This window comes from Nocardia coubleae NBRC 108252 (assembly GCF_001612805.1).
GTDB lineage: Bacteria > Actinomycetota > Actinomycetes > Mycobacteriales > Mycobacteriaceae > Nocardia > Nocardia coubleae.
Map to the genome: position 1 here is coordinate 499080 of NZ_BDBD01000011.1, position 15990 is coordinate 515069.

At 67.7% G+C, this 15990-nt stretch carries 19 protein-coding genes and 1 pseudogene; 9 read left to right on the forward strand and 11 right to left on the reverse strand.

Annotated elements, in window-relative coordinates; translation table 11 throughout:
* Positions 1-214: 214 nt before the first annotated feature.
* From NCO8_RS11315 to ligD, 3 genes are all read left to right on the forward strand, one after another.
* Entirely contained in the window at positions 215-580 is a 366-nt protein-coding gene (locus NCO8_RS11315; RefSeq protein ID WP_067638768.1) for a cold-shock protein, read from the forward strand.
* 123 nt (positions 581-703) lie between these two features.
* Positions 704-1783 (forward strand): ATP-dependent DNA ligase, encoded by a 1080-nt coding sequence (locus NCO8_RS11320; RefSeq protein ID WP_208115386.1) that lies wholly within the window; start codon positions 704-706, stop codon positions 1781-1783.
* Positions 1780-2778, forward strand: a complete 999-nt coding sequence (gene ligD, locus NCO8_RS11325; RefSeq protein WP_067638770.1) for a non-homologous end-joining DNA ligase — start codon at positions 1780-1782, stop codon at positions 2776-2778. Before NCO8_RS11320 ends, ligD begins: the two co-directional genes overlap by 4 nt.
* Position 2779: 1 nt before the next feature.
* Here ligD and NCO8_RS11330 read toward each other — a convergent pair whose 3' ends face one another.
* Together NCO8_RS11330 and NCO8_RS11335 are read right to left on the reverse strand one after the other, a co-directional pair.
* Entirely contained in the window at positions 2780-3478 is a 699-nt protein-coding gene (locus tag NCO8_RS11330; protein WP_067638772.1) for a hypothetical protein, read from the reverse strand.
* Between the two features lie 126 nt (positions 3479-3604).
* A complete protein-coding gene (locus tag NCO8_RS11335; RefSeq protein ID WP_245655316.1) occupies positions 3605-4150 on the reverse strand; it encodes a TetR/AcrR family transcriptional regulator in 546 nt (181 codons plus the stop codon).
* 234 nt (positions 4151-4384) lie between these two features.
* Between NCO8_RS11335 and NCO8_RS11340 the strand changes: the two genes are divergently transcribed.
* Positions 4385-5815, forward strand: coding sequence for an SDR family oxidoreductase (locus tag NCO8_RS11340; protein WP_067640009.1), 1431 nt, complete (start codon positions 4385-4387; stop codon positions 5813-5815).
* Positions 5816-5886: 71 nt separating this feature from the next.
* Entirely contained in the window at positions 5887-6261 is a 375-nt protein-coding gene (locus NCO8_RS11345) for a DUF2784 domain-containing protein (RefSeq protein WP_067638773.1), read from the forward strand.
* Here NCO8_RS11345 and NCO8_RS11350 read toward each other — a convergent pair.
* Together NCO8_RS11350 and NCO8_RS11355 are read right to left on the reverse strand one after the other, a co-directional pair.
* Positions 6242-6988 carry a thioesterase II family protein gene (locus NCO8_RS11350; RefSeq protein WP_157104879.1) on the reverse strand — a complete coding sequence of 249 codons (747 nt, stop codon included), beginning with the start codon at positions 6986-6988 and terminating at the stop codon, positions 6242-6244. The genes NCO8_RS11345 and NCO8_RS11350 overlap by 20 nt on opposite strands.
* A 21-nt stretch (positions 6989-7009) precedes the next feature.
* The gene (locus tag NCO8_RS11355) at positions 7010-7579 is read right to left on the reverse strand and encodes a TetR family transcriptional regulator (protein WP_067638776.1); all 570 of its coding nucleotides are present in this window, start codon (positions 7577-7579) and stop codon (positions 7010-7012) included.
* Between the two features lie 109 nt (positions 7580-7688).
* Between NCO8_RS11355 and NCO8_RS11360 the strand changes: the two genes are divergently transcribed.
* Genes NCO8_RS11360 through NCO8_RS11370 form a run of 3 tightly spaced genes read left to right on the forward strand, consistent with a single transcriptional unit; the run spans position 7689 to position 10852 of the window.
* Positions 7689-8900 carry an FAD-dependent monooxygenase gene (locus tag NCO8_RS11360; RefSeq protein ID WP_067638778.1) on the forward strand — a complete coding sequence of 404 codons (1212 nt, stop codon included), beginning with the start codon at positions 7689-7691 and terminating at the stop codon, positions 8898-8900.
* A gap of 27 nt (positions 8901-8927) precedes the next feature.
* Positions 8928-9968: a nucleoside hydrolase gene (locus NCO8_RS11365; protein ID WP_067638780.1), complete on the forward strand. Its 1041-nt coding sequence runs from the start codon at positions 8928-8930 to the stop codon at positions 9966-9968.
* Positions 9965-10852 (forward strand): amidohydrolase family protein, encoded by an 888-nt coding sequence (locus tag NCO8_RS11370; RefSeq protein ID WP_067638782.1) that lies wholly within the window; start codon positions 9965-9967, stop codon positions 10850-10852. The genes NCO8_RS11365 and NCO8_RS11370 overlap by 4 nt, the downstream gene beginning before the upstream one ends.
* Positions 10853-10891: 39 nt before the next feature.
* Here NCO8_RS11370 and NCO8_RS11375 read toward each other — a convergent pair whose 3' ends face one another.
* From NCO8_RS11375 to NCO8_RS11385, 5 genes are all read right to left on the reverse strand, one after another.
* The gene (locus NCO8_RS11375) at positions 10892-11524 is read right to left on the reverse strand and encodes an NAD(P)-dependent oxidoreductase (RefSeq protein ID WP_067638784.1); all 633 of its coding nucleotides are present in this window, start codon (positions 11522-11524) and stop codon (positions 10892-10894) included.
* A gap of 95 nt (positions 11525-11619) precedes the next feature.
* Positions 11620-11775, reverse strand: coding sequence for a response regulator transcription factor (locus tag NCO8_RS32870; protein ID WP_312032649.1), 156 nt, complete (start codon positions 11773-11775; stop codon positions 11620-11622).
* Positions 11763-12248 (reverse strand): response regulator, encoded by a 486-nt coding sequence (locus tag NCO8_RS11380; protein ID WP_312032640.1) that lies wholly within the window; start codon positions 12246-12248, stop codon positions 11763-11765. Before NCO8_RS11380 ends, NCO8_RS32870 begins: the two co-directional genes overlap by 13 nt.
* Positions 12245-12670, reverse strand: a complete 426-nt coding sequence (locus tag NCO8_RS32875; protein WP_312032651.1) for a sensor histidine kinase — start codon at positions 12668-12670, stop codon at positions 12245-12247. Before NCO8_RS32875 ends, NCO8_RS11380 begins: the two co-directional genes overlap by 4 nt.
* Positions 12552-13388: a sensor histidine kinase gene (locus NCO8_RS11385; protein ID WP_312032641.1), complete on the reverse strand. Its 837-nt coding sequence runs from the start codon at positions 13386-13388 to the stop codon at positions 12552-12554. The genes NCO8_RS32875 and NCO8_RS11385 overlap by 119 nt, the downstream gene beginning before the upstream one ends.
* Positions 13389-13640: 252 nt before the next feature.
* Between NCO8_RS11385 and NCO8_RS11390 the strand changes: the two are divergent.
* A pseudogene (locus tag NCO8_RS11390) lies at positions 13641-15138 on the forward strand (multicopper oxidase family protein).
* On the opposite strand, the gene NCO8_RS11395 reads toward NCO8_RS11390, so the two are convergent.
* Positions 15132-15611: an SRPBCC family protein gene (locus tag NCO8_RS11395; protein ID WP_067638785.1), complete on the reverse strand. Its 480-nt coding sequence runs from the start codon at positions 15609-15611 to the stop codon at positions 15132-15134. The pseudogene NCO8_RS11390 and the gene NCO8_RS11395 overlap by 7 nt on opposite strands.
* Positions 15608-15973 carry an ArsR/SmtB family transcription factor gene (locus NCO8_RS11400; RefSeq protein ID WP_067638787.1) on the reverse strand — a complete coding sequence of 122 codons (366 nt, stop codon included), beginning with the start codon at positions 15971-15973 and terminating at the stop codon, positions 15608-15610. The genes NCO8_RS11395 and NCO8_RS11400 overlap by 4 nt, the downstream gene beginning before the upstream one ends.
* Between the last annotated feature and the right edge of the window lie 17 nt (positions 15974-15990).

Sequence of the window (15990 nt, forward strand, 5' to 3'; positions counted from 1 at the left end):
CCACAGACCGCCAACCTCCACCCGTCTCGAAACAGATGTGGGACGCTAACGAGCCGATGTGAACAAACAGTTACCGCATCGTGACCAGGCCTGGGCCACCCCGCACCGGGCCGTCGCCGACTATCCACTTTCCGGAGAAAACACCCAAAAGCCGCGTTAGAGTGGGCGACGGGAAAGCGGAGCGAGGAGCTGGTCGGTGTCTGTCGGGAAATTGGTGTCTTTCGATGGTTCGCGGGGTTTCGGTTTCATCCGCCCCGAAGACGGTGGGCCCGATGTGTTCGTCCATGTCAACGACATCGGTCTCGACGAGGACGAACTGCGCCAGGGCAGGCTTTTCGAATTCGAGGTCACCGAGGGCGATCGCGGTCCCAAAGCCGTCAACCTGACCGCCGCCGGGCACAGCGCCCCGAGCGGCCGCAGCCGCAAGGGCGGAGGCGAACGACTCGGTTCCGAGGAAATGCGCAGGCAGATCACCGAACTCCTGCTCGAGGCCTCGCCCGCCCTCACCGCCGCCGAGATCATCACCATTCGCGACCGGTTCACCACCTTCGCCGACGAACACGGCTGGCTCGACAGCTGATCCGAACGCGCTGATCACGCTCCGCGTGTGTGTCGGTCCCCCGGCCTACGATCGCAAGGCAGCGATTAATCGCGTGCGCTCGCGACGTCGATACGGGTGACAGGAACCCGCGAGGAGGATCGGATGGATCTACCGGTGATGCCGCCAGTGCGCCCGATGCTGGCCAAGTCCACACCGTCGCTGCCCCGCGAACCCGGGCTCAGCTACGAACCCAAATGGGACGGCTTCCGCTGCATCGTCTTCCGCGACGGCGACGAACTCGAACTGGGTTCGCGCAACGATCGTCCGCTCACCCGATATTTCCCCGAATTGGTCGACCTGCTCAAAGCGGCACTGCCACAACGGTGTGTGATCGACGGCGAGATCGTGGTGGTCACCGAGAACGGGTTGGATTTCGACACACTGCAGCAGCGCCTGCATCCGGCAGCGTCGCGGGTGAACAAGCTCGCCGTCGAGACTCCGGCCAGTTTCGTCGCCTTCGATCTGCTCGCCAACGGCGATCGCGATCTCACCTGTGAACCGTTCTCCGAACGCCGCCGGGAACTGGAGACGCTGCTGCAAGCCGCTCCCGGCCGCATTCATCTCACCCCCATCACCCAGGACCCGGACACGGCTCAGGACTGGTTCACCCGGTTCGAGGGCGCGGGTTTCGACGGAGTGATGGCCAAGGCCGACGACCTGGCGTACATGCAGGACAAACGGGTGATGCTCAAGATCAAACACGAACGCACCGCCGATTGCGTGGTCGCCGGATACCGGATGCACAAGGACGGCGAAGGGGTCGGCTCGCTGCTTCTCGGACTTTTCGACGACAAGGGCAACCTGCACCACGTGGGTGTCGCGTCGAGTTTCACCGCCGCCCGGCGCCGCGAATTGCTCGGGGAGCTGGCACCGTTACGCGAGAACGCGCTGGTGGACCACCCGTGGCGCGACTGGGCCGACGCGGTGGCCCAGGCCAATGCCGACGGCAAGATGCCCGGCGGGGTGAGCCGGTGGACCGGCGGCAAGGACCTGTCGTGGGAACCGTTGCGGCCCGAACTGGTCGCCGAGGTGCGCTACGAACACGTGCAGTCGGGGCGGTTCCGGCACGGCGGGCGGCTGGTCCGGTTCCGGCCCGACCGCACGCCCGAATCGTGCACATACGCCCAGCTCGACGAGGTGGCCCCGGCCGAACTGGACGCGATCTTCGGGGTGCGGTCATGAGCGCGGGGGTCGAGATCGAGGTCGACGGGCGCACGCTGACCATCAGTCATCCCGACAAGGTGTACTTCAGCAAACGCGGTGAGACAAAGCTCGACCTGGTGCGCTACTACCAGGCCGTGGCCGAACCCCTGCTCGGTGTCATCGGTGACCGGCCGCTGCTGCTCGAACGCTATCCCGACGGTGCCTCCGGCAAATCGTGGTTCCAGAAGCGGGTCCCCAAGACCGCGCCGGACTGGTTGCAGACCGTCGAGGTCACCACACCGAACGGCACGACGAGCGACGCGCTGGTCGCCCACGATCTGGCGCATGTGCTGTGGGCGGTGAACCAGGGCTGTCTCGGGTTCCACGTCTGGCCCAACCACGTTGCCGACCTGCGGATCGCCGACGAACTACGCATCGACCTCGACCCCTCGCCCGGCATCACCTTCGACGATCTGCGCGGCGCCGCCGTGCGCACCCGCGAACTGCTCGCCGAACTCGGCATCGACGCCCTCGTCAAGACGTCCGGCTCACGCGGCCTGCACATCTACGCGATGCTCGAACCCCGCTGGGACGGCTACCAGGTGCGCGCCGCGGCCGTGGCTCTGGCCCGCGAACTCGAGCGCCGCTTCCCCGAGGAGATCACCGCCCAGTGGTGGAAGGAGGAACGCGGCAGCCGGGTCTTCGTCGACTACAACCAGAACGCACCCCACAAAACCGTGTTCGGCGCCTGGTCTGTACGCCCCAAGGTGGGCGGCCAGGTGTCCACCCCGATCGCCTGGGACGAACTCGACACCATCGTCCCCGACGAACTCACCCTCGCCACCGTCCCCACCCGACTGGCCGAACGCGGCGACCCCTGGGCCGACCGCACCCCGCAGTCGATCGAACCGCTCCTCACCATGTCGGAAAAGGACATGGCCGCAGGCCTGATGGACGCCCCCTGGCCACCCCAATACCCGAAAATGCCCAACGAACCACCCCGCGTCCAGCCGAGCCGAGCAAAGAAGGACTGACCTACTCGGTCCAGGGGACCCAGCTGCCGGTGCCCGCTTTGCCTTCGCAGACCAGGGCGTGGTTGTCGGTGGTGCGGCCGGTCTTGTCGACCGACGGGTCGCAGGGCTCGCCTTCGGTGTAGTAGGAGCCCGCTACGCGGTGTGGGCCGGACCAGGTGTGGCCGTTGCCGGAGCGCAGGCACAGCAGGGTGGCGCCGTCGGCGGCTACGCCGAGCAGGCCGACTTGTTCGGACTGGCAGGGTGTGCCTTTTTGCACCACACTCGCGGCGGGCTGGCTCAGGACGGGGGTGGATCCGACCGATGTCGGGGCGCCGACCGACGGCACCGCCTCGGTGGTGGTCACCGCCACCGGTGTCGTCGCCGCCTTGCTCGCCAACGCAGGCATCTCGAGTTCCAGTCCACCGAAGAGCACCATTCCGGCCACCGCCACCGCGGCGACCTCGGCGATGCCGAGCAGCAGCGCGAGCATCGCGATCCCCCGCCCACGCGGATGCCCGTACGACAGCAGGGCGAAGACGATGGCGATCGGGAACAGCAGGACGAGGGCCGCGGCCAGTGCCACCATCGCGTAGGGATTCACCCGTGGCTGGTCGTCGCGTGCGGAGTCCTCTGCGGTGGCGTGCGGCCAGCGCTGGCCGTTCCAGCGCCGGTCCTCGAACTCCTCATCGGGGTCGTCGTTCCACTGCTCGTATCGTGCCATCAACCCCGGGTCCCTCTCGATCTCCCCGGCCGCGGAAACGAAACAGCGTGCGGCGCGGGGTTACGCGAAGAGGATAGGGACTCGCGGCCCGCCGGGCAGCGCAACCGGGAAAGAGTGGGCTAACTCCTAATCGGCCGGGGACGACTTCACATGGGGGATCGTGCGATCGATGAGGGTGAGCAGGGTGTCGGTGAGCAGTCGGTGCACCTGGGGGCGGGTGAGTGTGCCACGGGTGAGCCATTCGCGTCCGGCCACTTTCACCATGCCCGCATAGGAAACGACCAGTGCGCGCAATTGTGCATCGTCTGCCATATCGGAGCGGCCGATCATCAGCAGCATGCGTTCCGCGGCGGCATCGTCGGCCTGGTCGAGGATCTGCTGCACCTCGGGGTCGTCTCCCACTCCTTCATGGCTGGTCACCTTCACCCAGGTGCTGCCGTGTTCGGCGATGGTGTCGAGCAACCACGACACGATGGCATCGACCCGTTCGACCGGGCTGCCCTGCGGGATGGACACCTTCTCGAGGCGGGGCAGCGTCACCATCCGGCGGACAACGGCCAGGTAGAGGTCGCGCTTGTTGCCGAAGTAATGGTTGATGAGCCCGCGCGCGACCCCGGCACGCTGGGCGAGTTCCGCGGTCGACACCGCCGCGTACGGGCGTTCACCGAACATCTCGATGGCACATGCCAAAATCTGCGCCCGACGCTCGTCGGGTTCGAGCCGGCGCCTGCGTGGCGGGTCTGCTGTGTCGGTGTCGAACGGGGAAATCGGGGCGCTCCGTCGGGTTCTGCGGCCGCCGCAGGGTTGCGGAGGCGGTGCACAACGATACCCAGCGGGTCCGTCGCACGGCTAATGAGACAATATTTCCGACCACCGCTCCCGCACGAAGGAATGCCGCACTCCCCGATGGCCGAGAAGACGATCGATCCGGACGAGTTGGCAACCTGCCTGCGGGTGCTCGAACAGGCCGGGCAGCTGGAAAAGGAACACCCCGATTCGATCGCGGTGCAGCGCGCGGTGGGCCACATGTTCAAAAAGCTCAAGCAGCGCCGCAGAATCGAGGCAAGACAGCAGGTCGCCGAAGCCGACCGCGCCGTGATCGCCGCGACCGCGACCGGTTCGCCGCAGCGCATCGACGACGAGACCGCGGGCATCCCGATCAAGTCCGCCGCCGACGGCGAAACCGCGGGAACGCTCGTGCGGGCACGCCCCTGCTACATCTGCAAGCAGCGCTACACCCAGGTCGACGCCTTCTATCACCAGCTGTGCCCCGAGTGCGCGGCGTCGAGCCACGCCAAACGCGACGCCCGCACCGACCTGTCCGGCAAGCGTGCGCTGCTCACCGGTGGCCGCGCCAAGATCGGCATGTACATCGCGCTGCGGCTGCTGCGCGACGGCGCCCACACCACGATCACCACCCGGTTCCCCAACGACGCCATCCGCCGCTTCGCCGCGATGGAGGACAGCGGCGACTGGCTGCACCGGCTGCGCATCGTCGGGATCGACCTGCGTGACCCGGCCCAGGTGGTCGCCCTCGCCGATGATGTCGCGGCGCAGGGCCCGCTCGACATCCTGATCAACAACGCCGCCCAGACCGTTCGCCGTTCGGCCGGTGCCTACAGCGCGCTCGTCGAGGCCGAGTCCGCGCCGCTGCCCGTCGGCATGCTGCCGGAGATGGTCACCTTCGGCAAGACGATGCAGGCGCATCCGACCGCGCTCACCGCCTCGCTCACGCCGTCACTGTCGGCTGTCGACGTCGCCGAATTGGCCCTGGTCGCGGGCTCGGCGACGCCGGAGCGGATCGCGGCGGGTGTGGCCATCGACGCCGGTGGGCTCGTGCCGGATCTGGCGCACACCAACAGCTGGGTGCAGACCGTCGGCGAGGTGGACGCCACCGAGCTGCTCGAGGTGCAGCTGTGCAATTCGGTGGCGCCGTTCATCCTGGTGTCGCGGCTGCGTCCGGCGATGGCGGCGGCGCCGGGCAGGCGCAAGTACGTGGTGAACGTGTCGGCGATGGAGGGCCAGTTCAGTCGCGGCTACAAGGGCCCCGGTCACCCGCACACGAATATGGCCAAGGCCGCGTTGAACATGCTCACCCGCACCAGTGCGCTGGAGATGTTCGAGTCCGATTCGATCCTGATGACCGCGGTCGACACCGGGTGGATCACCGACGAGCGTCCGCACTACACCAAGGTCCGTCTGGCCGAGGAGGGCTTCCACGCTCCCCTCGATCTGGTCGACGGCGCCGCCCGCGTCTACGACCCGATCGTGCAGGGCGAGAACGGCGTCGACCTCTACGGGTGCTTCTTGAAGGACTACCGGCCGTCACCCTGGTGATCACCTGGTCGATGCCGAACCGGAATGTTGATCATGATTCCGATCGGCGGGCGGCCGCTTAATCTGGATATGTGCCGTTCCGGGTGTTGGCCGATCTGATCGCCGTCACCCACGTCGCGTTCATCGCGTACGTGGTCGCCGGCGGTTTCGTGGCGTGGCGGTGGCCGCGCACCATCGGTGCCCACCTGCTCGCCGCGTCCTGGGGTTTCGGCACCATCCTCATCGGTTTCGACTGTCCCCTGACCTACGCCGAGAACTGGGCCCGCGCTCGTGCGGGCGTTGCCGGCCTCCCCGAAGCCGGTTTCATCGACCATTACCTCACCGGCGTGATCTATCCCGACAGCGCCCTCGGGCTGGTCCGGGCGGTGGCCGCGACCGCCGTCCTGGTCTCCTGGCTGGGCTACCTGCGCCTGCACCACCGCTCGGTCACGTCAGACACCGCGTGATTTCCTCGGCGACCACACCGGGCTCGTCGTCGAAGTAGAAGTGCCCACCGGGGAAGGTGTGCAGGCTGAACGGTCCATCGGTGATCGTCTGCCACTGCTCGGCCTGAGCTCGGCTCGTGGTGGGATCCTCGGTACTGACGAAGGCGGCCACCGGGCAATCGAGCACCGGGCCCGGCCGGTGGCGATAGGTCTCGACGGCCTGGTAGTCGGCGCGGACACCGGGCAGAACCAGGTCGGCCAGGCTCGGCTCGGTGCGCAGCAGCCGCACCGGCGCCGGATCGGCGGCCAGGCGCTCCAGGTTGTCGATGAGGTCGGCGTCGGAGGCCTTGTGCAGGAGTCCCGTCTCGACGAAATCCGGTGCGGGACGGCCGGAGACGATCAGTTCCCGCACCGGTTGCCCGCCTGCCGCGAGCCGCCGCGCCACCTCGTAGGCGACGGTGGCGCCCATGCTGTGACCGAACAGGGCGCGCGGAGCGGGTGGCTGCCGCAGCAGATCGGCGGCGATGCGGTCGGCCAGCTCGTGCAGGTCGGTGATGAGCGGGTCGCCGAGGCGGTCCTGGCGCCCCGGGTACTGCGCGGCGAGGACCTCGATGCCGGGACCGAGGTGGCGGGCGAGGTCGCGGTAGAAGGCGGCGGACGCACCACCGGGCGGGAGGCAGACCAATTGCCTGCGCCGGGCCGCATCGAGACGTAGCGCCCGAATCCATTGCGTTGCAGCAGTGTTCACTCGCACTGTTCCCTTTCCCGGTCAGCTGCCCGCGAGGGCGCGCACGGCGGTCGACAGCTGGTCGCCGTCGAGAAGAGTTTCGCCGGGCTTCAACAGCCACAGCACACCGAGGCCCTGCGCGAGGACGAAGTACAGGCGGCCGATGGCTTCGGCCTGCGCTTCGTCCAGGTCGGGATGGGCTGCCCGGAGATCGGCCGCGAGATCACGGTAGGCCTCGTCGAGCTGGTCTCCGAGCTGGGAGCGCGCTTCTTCGGAGCGCACGATGCGGACGATGTTCTCCAGGCTGGCCAGCATCGCCTCGTGGTTGTCGGCGAAGACCGCAGGCATGCCGTTCCACAGGCGGGCGAGACCGGACAGCGGTGAGCCGCCCGCACCTTCCTCGATGAGTCCGCGCATCCCCTCCCCCAGCGCGTCGCCGAGCGCCTCACTGAGCGCCTCGGTGACCAGGCGATCCTTGGAGCCGAAGTGGTAGCCGATGGCGGCCAGGCTCACCCCGGCGGCGGCGGCGATATCGCGTGCGGTCGCCTTGGCCACCCCGCGCTCCATGATCACTTTGCGCGCCCCGGCCAGCAGATCTTCTCGATTGCCCATGACGGCGAGACTACCCGACCGTCTTAGACATTTGTACTAGACATCCGTGCAAACCTCTGTTAGACATTGGTCTAAGACATTCGTTCAAGTTTTCGAGGCGGGACACACTATGACCTCTACTGCACTGCACGTTCTGGTCGCCGGCGGCGGCATCGCGGGCAATACGGTCGCACTCCAGTTGCTGCGCAAGGGCATTCGCACCACAGTGGTGGAGCGGGCGGCGGTCCCCCGGCCCGGCGGGCAGGCGGTGGATCTGCGCGGACCGAGCAAGGAAGCCGTCGAACGCATGGGGCTGATGGAGGGCATCCGCAAGTACCAGCTCGACGAACGCGGGATGGCCTATGTCGACGGTGACGGTCGCGTCTATGCCCGTATGGCGATGGAGGACTTCGACGGTAAGGGCGCCGTCGCCGATATCGAGATCACCCGTGGCGATCTCAATCAGGTGTTGCTCGACGCGGTCACCGCAGCCGACAACGGTCACCTCGACTACCGCTACGGCGACTGGATCGAGCGCGTCGAGCAGGACGACACCGGTGTGGACGTCACTTTCGCCTCGGGCGAGACCGGGCGCTTCGATCTGGTGATCGGCGCCGACGGCGTGCATTCGGCGACCCGCCGCCTGGTGTTCGGCCCGGAAGACCGGTTCGTCACCAACCTCGGCGCCTACGGCGCGTTCTTCACGATGCCGACACCCGCCGACGCCGAACCGGGCTGGTTCGCCATGCGCCTGCTGCCCGGCACGATGGTCGGCATCCGGCCCGACGGCGACCCGGCCACCGCGAAGGCCATCATCATGGTGCGCACCGGCATCGATCCCGCCCTGCGCCGCGACCCCGAAGCCCAGCGTTCACTGCTCCGAGAAGCTCTCCGTGACACGGGCTGGCGGGCCCCGGAGATCCTGGCCGCGATGGAGACCACACCGGACTTCTACTTCGACGACCTCGCCCGCGTCGACGTGCCCGAACTGGCCGTCGGCCGGGTCACACTGGTCGGCGACGCGGGGTATTGCGGTTCTCCGCTGACGGGCATGGGCACCGCGATGGCGATCGTCGGCGGGTACGTGCTGGCCGCCGAGATCGCCGCCACGCCGCACGATCTACCCGCCGCACTGCGCCGCTACCAGGACACGATCACCCCATTCCTGGCCAAGGCCAAGGAGATTCCCGGTGGCGGCATCGACATGATGGTGCCGCGCAGTGCCGTGATGACCCGGATGATGCGGGTCAGTGTGCGGCTGCTGACATCGCGGCCGATGCGCCCGCTCACCGCGAAACTGTTCTTCGCCGACAACGAGGACTTCGCCCTGCCGCGCTACTGAGTGCGGGCGCCTGGTTACTCTCGGAACGTGGCGCAGCCGATCATCCTCGACGTCGATACCGGGATCGACGACTCCCTGGCCATGCTCTATCTGCTCGCTTCACCGGAGGCCGAGATCCTCGGGATCGCCGCCACGGCGGGCAATGTGCCTGCCGCGCAGGTGGCGGCCAATACGCTCGCCGTGCTGGATCTCGGCCGGGCACCCGAGATCGAGGTGGCGCTGGGGGCGGCCGAACCGCTGGCGATACCGCTGCGCACCACCGAGGACACGCACGGTCCGCAAGGGCTCGGGTACGCCGTCCTGCCGCTGTCGCCACGCGAGGTGTCGGAGCGGTCGGCGGCGCGGATGTGGGTGGATTTGGCGCGTGCGAATCCGGGTACGGCGATCGGGTTGTGCACCGGCCCGCTCACCAATCTGGCACTGGCCTTGCGGATGGAACCCGAGCTTCCCCGGCTGTTGCGCAGATTGGTCGTGATGGGTGGGGCGTTCAATCACCCCGGCAATACGACGCCGACCAACGAGTGGAACATCCACGTCGATCCGGAAGCGGCCAAGGAGGTGTTCGACGCCTTCTCCGCCGCACCGCCGGATCGTCGCCCGCTGGTGTGCGCGCTCGACATCACCGAGAGAATCGAGATGCGGCCCGAGCATCTCGTCCTGCTGGCCGAAGCGGCGGGTAATGCCTCGCCGGATCTGGTCGCGGCGGGCCATCCGGTCGAATGGCGTTCGGCCGCGACCAATCCGATCGTGCGGTACCTCACCGACGCGGTGCGCTTCTATTTCGACTTCCACCACCAGTACGACCTGGGGTACCTCGCGCACATGCACGACCCGTTCGCCGCCGCCGTCGCCCTCGATCACACGCTGGCGACCACCCGGCCGGCGACCGTCGACGTGGAACTGGCGGGCATCATCACCCGGGCCACGACCGTGGCCGACTGGGCGGGCATGTGGGGCCGGGAACCCAACGCCGACATCGTGATCGACACCGACCCGGCCGTGTTCTTCGACCGTCTCGTCACCCGCGTCGGAGCGTTCGCGCGACGCCTGTACCCGGAGCACTCATGACCATCGATACCGTCACCTATCTCGCCGACTTCCGCCGCAGGCTGGAGCTGCCCGCGATCGTCGACGTGCACACCCATTTCATGCCCGATCAGGTGATGCGCAAGGTGTGGGCCTACTTCGACACGGCGGGCCCCCTCACCGGCCGCCCCTGGCCGATCACCTATCGCGACGACGAACAGGTGCGCCTGAAAACGTTGCGCGACTTCGGTGTTCGGGCCTTCACCTCCTTGGTGTACCCGCACAAACCGAACATGGGTGAGTGGCTCAACGAGTGGACCGCCGAGTTCGCCGCCCGCACCCCCGACTGCCTGCACACCGCCACCTTCTACCCCGAACCCGACGCGCCACGGTATGTGGCCGACGCGATCGAGCGCGGTGCGCGAATCTTCAAGGTGCACATCCAGGTCGGCGCGTTCTCCCCGCTCGACCCACTGCTCGACCCGGTGTGGGCGATCCTCGCCGACACCGGCGTCCCCGTCCTCATCCACTGTGGTTCGGGCCCCGCCCCCGGCGAGTTCACCGGCCCCGACCCCATCGCCGAACTCCTGCGCCGCTTCCCCACCCTGCGCCTGATCATCGCCCACATGGGCACCCCCGAATACCGCGAATTCCTCGACCTGGCCGAGCGATACCCGCAGCTCTATCTCGACACGACCATGGTCTGGACCGACTTCAGCGAGGCAGGCGCCCCCTTCCCCACCGACCAAAAAGACCGCCTACCCGCTTTCGGCCACCGCATCCTCTTCGGCAGCGATTTCCCCAACATTCCTTACCCCTACGCCGAGGCCGTCGCCGCTCTCGAACGCCTCGACCTCGGCCACGACTGGCTCCGAAAGGTGTGCCACGACAACGCCGTCCACCTGTTCGACCTCGACGCGTCCTAGTCCTTCCGTGCTGTAAAGAGCCAGTCCAGGCGATCGCTGCTATCCACCCGCGGCGACTGTGAACCGAGTGCGACGGTGGGCGGGACGCTCGGCTTCGTCGAGCAGTGCCACCGCGAAGTCCTCCATCGAAATCCAGGATCGGCCGTCGGCGTCGACCAGAAGGTCATCGGCGCCGACCCGGTAGTTGCCCGTGCGCACGCCCGGATTCAGTTCGGCCGGTGGGCTCAGATAGGTCCAGTCGGCGGTCGTGTGCGCGCGGCAAGCAGCCAGTTGCTCCGCGCACGCCTGCGCGATGGCTGCCAATTCCGCGGGGAATCCCGATGTTTCGTGCAACGTGGTGCCCACGCCTGGCACCAGCAGCGTTGCCGCGCCGCCGACGACAAGCAGCCGGACACCACTGCGCGCGACGCCGTCTAGCATGGCTGCGGCGACGACCGGCAGTTCCGGTTCACGCCCCGGAGCAGGACGAGTGGCGGCGACCACGACGTCTTGTCCCGCGCTGAGCGCTTCGACCTCGTCCGCGTTCGCGGCATCGCCGATACGCACCCGCACGCCGTCGGGCATATCCACAGCCCGGCGCACGACCGCGGTGACGTCGTGTCCGCGTGCGATCGCCTCGGACACCACCCGGCCACCGACCGCTCCGCCCGCCCCGAACACCGTGATACGCATGATCAAACCTCCTGTGTGACAGCTCGTCTGCCTGACACAGGAAATATATCTCAATGTTGATCTAATCAATGATGAGGTATCTCACCATTGAGATATCAAGGCAACTTGGAGGCGTAGACCGCGAGGCGGACGCGGTTGTCGGTGCCGGTTTTGTCGAGCAGGTTGGTGATGTGGGTTTTGACGGTGCTCACGCCGAGGTGGAGGCGGTCGGCGATCTCCTGGTTGCCGTGGCCTTCGGCTACCAGGCGCAGGACGTCGCGTTCGCGGGGGTGAGGTCGGGTGGGGGTGAGGGGGTTTCGCGTGGGGTTGTCAGTGCGCGGGTGACGAGTCTGCGGAGCAGGGTGGGTGAGAAGAGGAGGTCGCCTTCGACGGTGCGGCGGATGGCGTCGAGGAGGACGGTGGGGTCGGTGTCTTTCACGAAATAGCCTGTGGCGCCTGCGGACAGGGCGGGGAACAGGTGTTCGTCGTCGTCGAAGGTGGTCAGTACCAGGACCTTCGCCCGGGGGTCGGTGGTGAGAATCTGCCGCGTGGCGCCTATGCCGTCGAGGCCCGGCATGCGCAGGTCCATGATCACCAGGTCGGGGCGTAGTTCGGTGTGCAGGCGGACCGCTTCGACGCCGTCTGCGGCTTCACCCGCAACGGTGATGTCGTCGGTGTCCTCGATGAGCATCCGCAGTCCGGCCCGGATCAGGCGCTGGTCGTCGGCGAGTAGTACGCGGATCACTCGTGTCCTCCTCGAGGCCGGTCCGGAAGGTGGGCACGCACGACCCATCGCTGGTCCTCGGCGGCGGCGGTCAGTGTGCCGCCGGCGAGCTCGGTGCGCTCGCGCATGCCGACGATGCCGTGGCCGGGCGTTGTCGCGGCATTGTCGGCGCCGCTTACGACAGTCAGGGTGATGCCGTGGTCGTTCCGATCGATCGTGAATCGCACCGGCACAGCGTGATTGGCGTGCTTCATAACATTGGTGAGTGATTCCTGCACCAGCCGGAGCAGGGTGAGCCTGCGGATGGCATCGAGCCCATCCAGGTCACCGACGGTCGCCTCGACAGTGAATCCGGCGGCTCGTACGCGTGCGACGGCGGCGTCGATCTCCGCACCGACGGCGTCGGGCTCGACCAGCGCCACCTCCCCCCAGCGCGGGATCACGGAGGACCGCGAGCAATCTGCGGATGTCGCCCAGCGCGTCGGTCGCGGTGGCGCGGACGTCGTCGAGGACCGCCGTGATCCGCGGATCTGCTTGCCGCACAACGTGACCGGCCACCGAGATTCGCAGGATGATCGACGCCATGTGGTGGGCCACGACGTCGTGTAGTTCCCTGGCCATCGCCGCTCGTTCGTCGAGGCGGGTGCGTGCTTCGGCGTCGGCGGCGCGCAGTCGCAGATTGTCGGCCAGTTCGCGTTGCCCGCGCAGGTACAACCCCAGCAGCAGCGGCAACCCCACGTAGGCGACGCCCTCGACGAGGGTGGAAGCGCGACCGATGGATGTGTCGTGCAGCCCGATCCACCCGAGGACAACCGCTGCCGCCCACCCGCCGGTCGCGAGGACCACGGCCGAGCGCCGGTCGGTCCGGGCGACGACATCGACCAGCGCCACGGCCCCGAGATACGGCACCAGACCGGCAACACCCCACGCCTCGGTCCGAAACATGGGGACCGCCAGCGCTGACAGTACGAGCGACACCGCCAACGGCCACCGCCGCCCCACAGCGAACACCACCGCGGCGCTCATCGCGAGCACCCAATAGTGCACGGGCACGCGGAACTGACCCGGGTACGTGCTGGCCGCCAGCAGCACCGGGACCACAGCCACCGGCAGCCACCGCAGCAGGCGGCGCAGGTCAGGGCGAGCACGCACATCGATCACGCTCCCACCGTATGCGTCGACCGCGGAAGGCCGGACCGCCCGCAACCACGACACACCGGGCCGTCCGCCGCTACACGTCGCCCTCGAGCCCGGCGGCATCGCCCTACAGGTGGCGAGGGTCTTCGGAGACCGGCTAGCAGATCACAGGAAGGTGCGCAAGGGTCGGGCGGGCGGAATTTCCGGGCGGTGGTCGGGCCGGTGGGCTGAGTCGGGCGCGGAGGAACCGGGCGAAGCTGGGGTTCCCCCTCAGAGATGGAGTTGCCTGTGGTTTCGCGACGAGGATTCCTCGCCGGCTTGGCTCTTGCCCCGGTCGTGTATGCGGCCGGGTGTTCGGTTCGGCCGTCGGTTTCGGCCGCAAACGGCACTCGTCCGCTGCCGATCCCGCCGCTCGCGCCGTCGTCGGTCGGTGCCGACGGTGTCCGGCGCTTCACTCTGCGCGCCCAGGCGGGCTCGACCGAGGATGTTGCGCGGGGTCTCGACGCCTACCTGGGGTTACAGCGCATCGGTGCTCGGCCCGACGGTGCGGGCGCGGCGGGGTGAGCGGGTCAAGTTCGCGATCAGCAATGCCCTGCCCGAGGCGACGTCGGTGCATTGGCACGGCATGCACCTGCCCGCGAAGTTCGACGGTGGACCGCATCAGATGATCGCGCCGGGCGCGGTGTGGACGCCGAGCTGGACGGTGCAGCAGCAGGCCGCGACCCTCTGGTATCACCCGCATCCGCACGGTGCGACGGAAAAGCATGTGCACCGTGGTCTGTCCGGCTTCTTCCTCATCGATGACGATGCCGCCGATGCCCTGTCCCTACCGAAAGAGTATGGGGTGGACGATATTCCGCTGGTGATCCAGGACCGCCGGTTCACCGCCGACGGCGCGGTGGACGAGTCCGATCCCACCGATGTGGGCCTGCTGGGCGACACCATCGTCACCAACGGCATCGCGGGCGCGCACCTGCGGGTCACCACCGAGCGGGTGCGTTTGCGCGTCCTCAACGGCTCCTCGGGCCGGCTCTACAACCTCGCCCTCGCCGACGGCCGGGCTTTCCACCTGATCGGCACGGACGGCGGCCTGCTACCGAAAGCTGTTGCGCTGGACCAGCTCCAGCTCAGCCCCGGCGAACGCGCCGAGATCGTGATCGCGCTGCGACCCGGCGAGAACACCACACTGCGGTCGCTGCCGATCACCGACCGCGCGGGCATCGACCGTGCCGCCGAGTTCGGCTTCGACGACACTTTCGACATCCTCGCCCTCCAGGCCGCCGAAACCCTACGCCCCAGTCCGTCACTACCCGAGTCTTTGATCCCGATGACCGCACTCGCCGCCGCGACGACCCCGGCGACACGGTCCTTCGACCTGCAGTGGTTCATGATCAACAACCAGCGCATGGACATGAACCGCATCGACATGACCATCCCCGTGGACACCACCGAGGTCTGGTCGGTGCGCAACAAGGACAACTGGCCGCACAACTTCCACGTCCACGATGTGCAGTTCCAGATCCTCACCGTCGACGGAAAGGCCCCTCCCCCAGCGCTATCCGGCTGGAAGGACACCGTCTACACCAGCTCCGGCTCGACCTACACCCTGGCCATGCGCTTCGCCGACCACACCGACCCCACCTACCCCTACATGTTCCACTGCCACCTGCTCCATCACGAGGATCAGGGGATGATGGGCCAGTTCCTGGTCCTCGCCCCGGGACAGCGGCCCGCGCCGATGGCCATGGACATGGGCGCGAAGGGGCATCACTGAACCTGGGCCGCAGTGGCGAGGTAGCGGGCGAGGTTCTCGACCAGTTCGCGGGTGCCCTCTTCACGCTGGGCGCCGGTGTCGAATCCGTCCAGGTGGGCGCCGAATTCGACGAGGGTGAGCTTGGTGCCGGTGCTGGTCGGTTCGAATTCCCAGGTGGCGACCGAGGTGGAGATATGGTCGCCGTTGATCCACATGTCGTAGGTGTAGACGAGGCGTTCGTCGTCGACGATGTCGGTGTAGGTGGCGACGAAGCGGGAGGTCATCTTCCCTTCGAAGGTGCCCTCGTTGACCTCCTGGCCGCCGACCCGGAAGTCCAGGGAGACCTCACCCTGCTCCCAGCCTTCCTCGCCACCGAACCAGCGGCTCTTGATCGCGGGGTCGGCGAAGGCCTGGAAGGCGACGGACGGCGCGACGGGCACCTCCCGCTCGATGGTGAACTGGGCGTGCTTGACGGAACGGGTCACGGTGTTCATTGTTGTTCTCCTTCTGAGGATTTCGCGGTTTCGGTGAGCAATGCGGTCAGCCGGTCGAGCTGCCGTTCGGCGGGTGGACGCTGGCGCCCCAGCCAGTCGATCGCGGACCCGAAGGCACCGGGAACCAACTGGTAGGTGCGCACGCGCCCGACCTTGGCCGAGGCGACGATCCGCCCCGCTTCCAGGGCTTTGAGGTGCTGCACGATCGTCGGCATCGCGACGTCGAAAGGCGCCGCGAGTTCGGAGACCGACGCGGGTCCCCGCGTCAGCCGTTCGACGATCGCCCGCCGAGTCGGATCCATGAGCGCCCGGAAGACATCGTCGAGTCTCCCGTCCGCTTCACCGCTCGAATACTTAGGCACATACCTAAGTATTCACA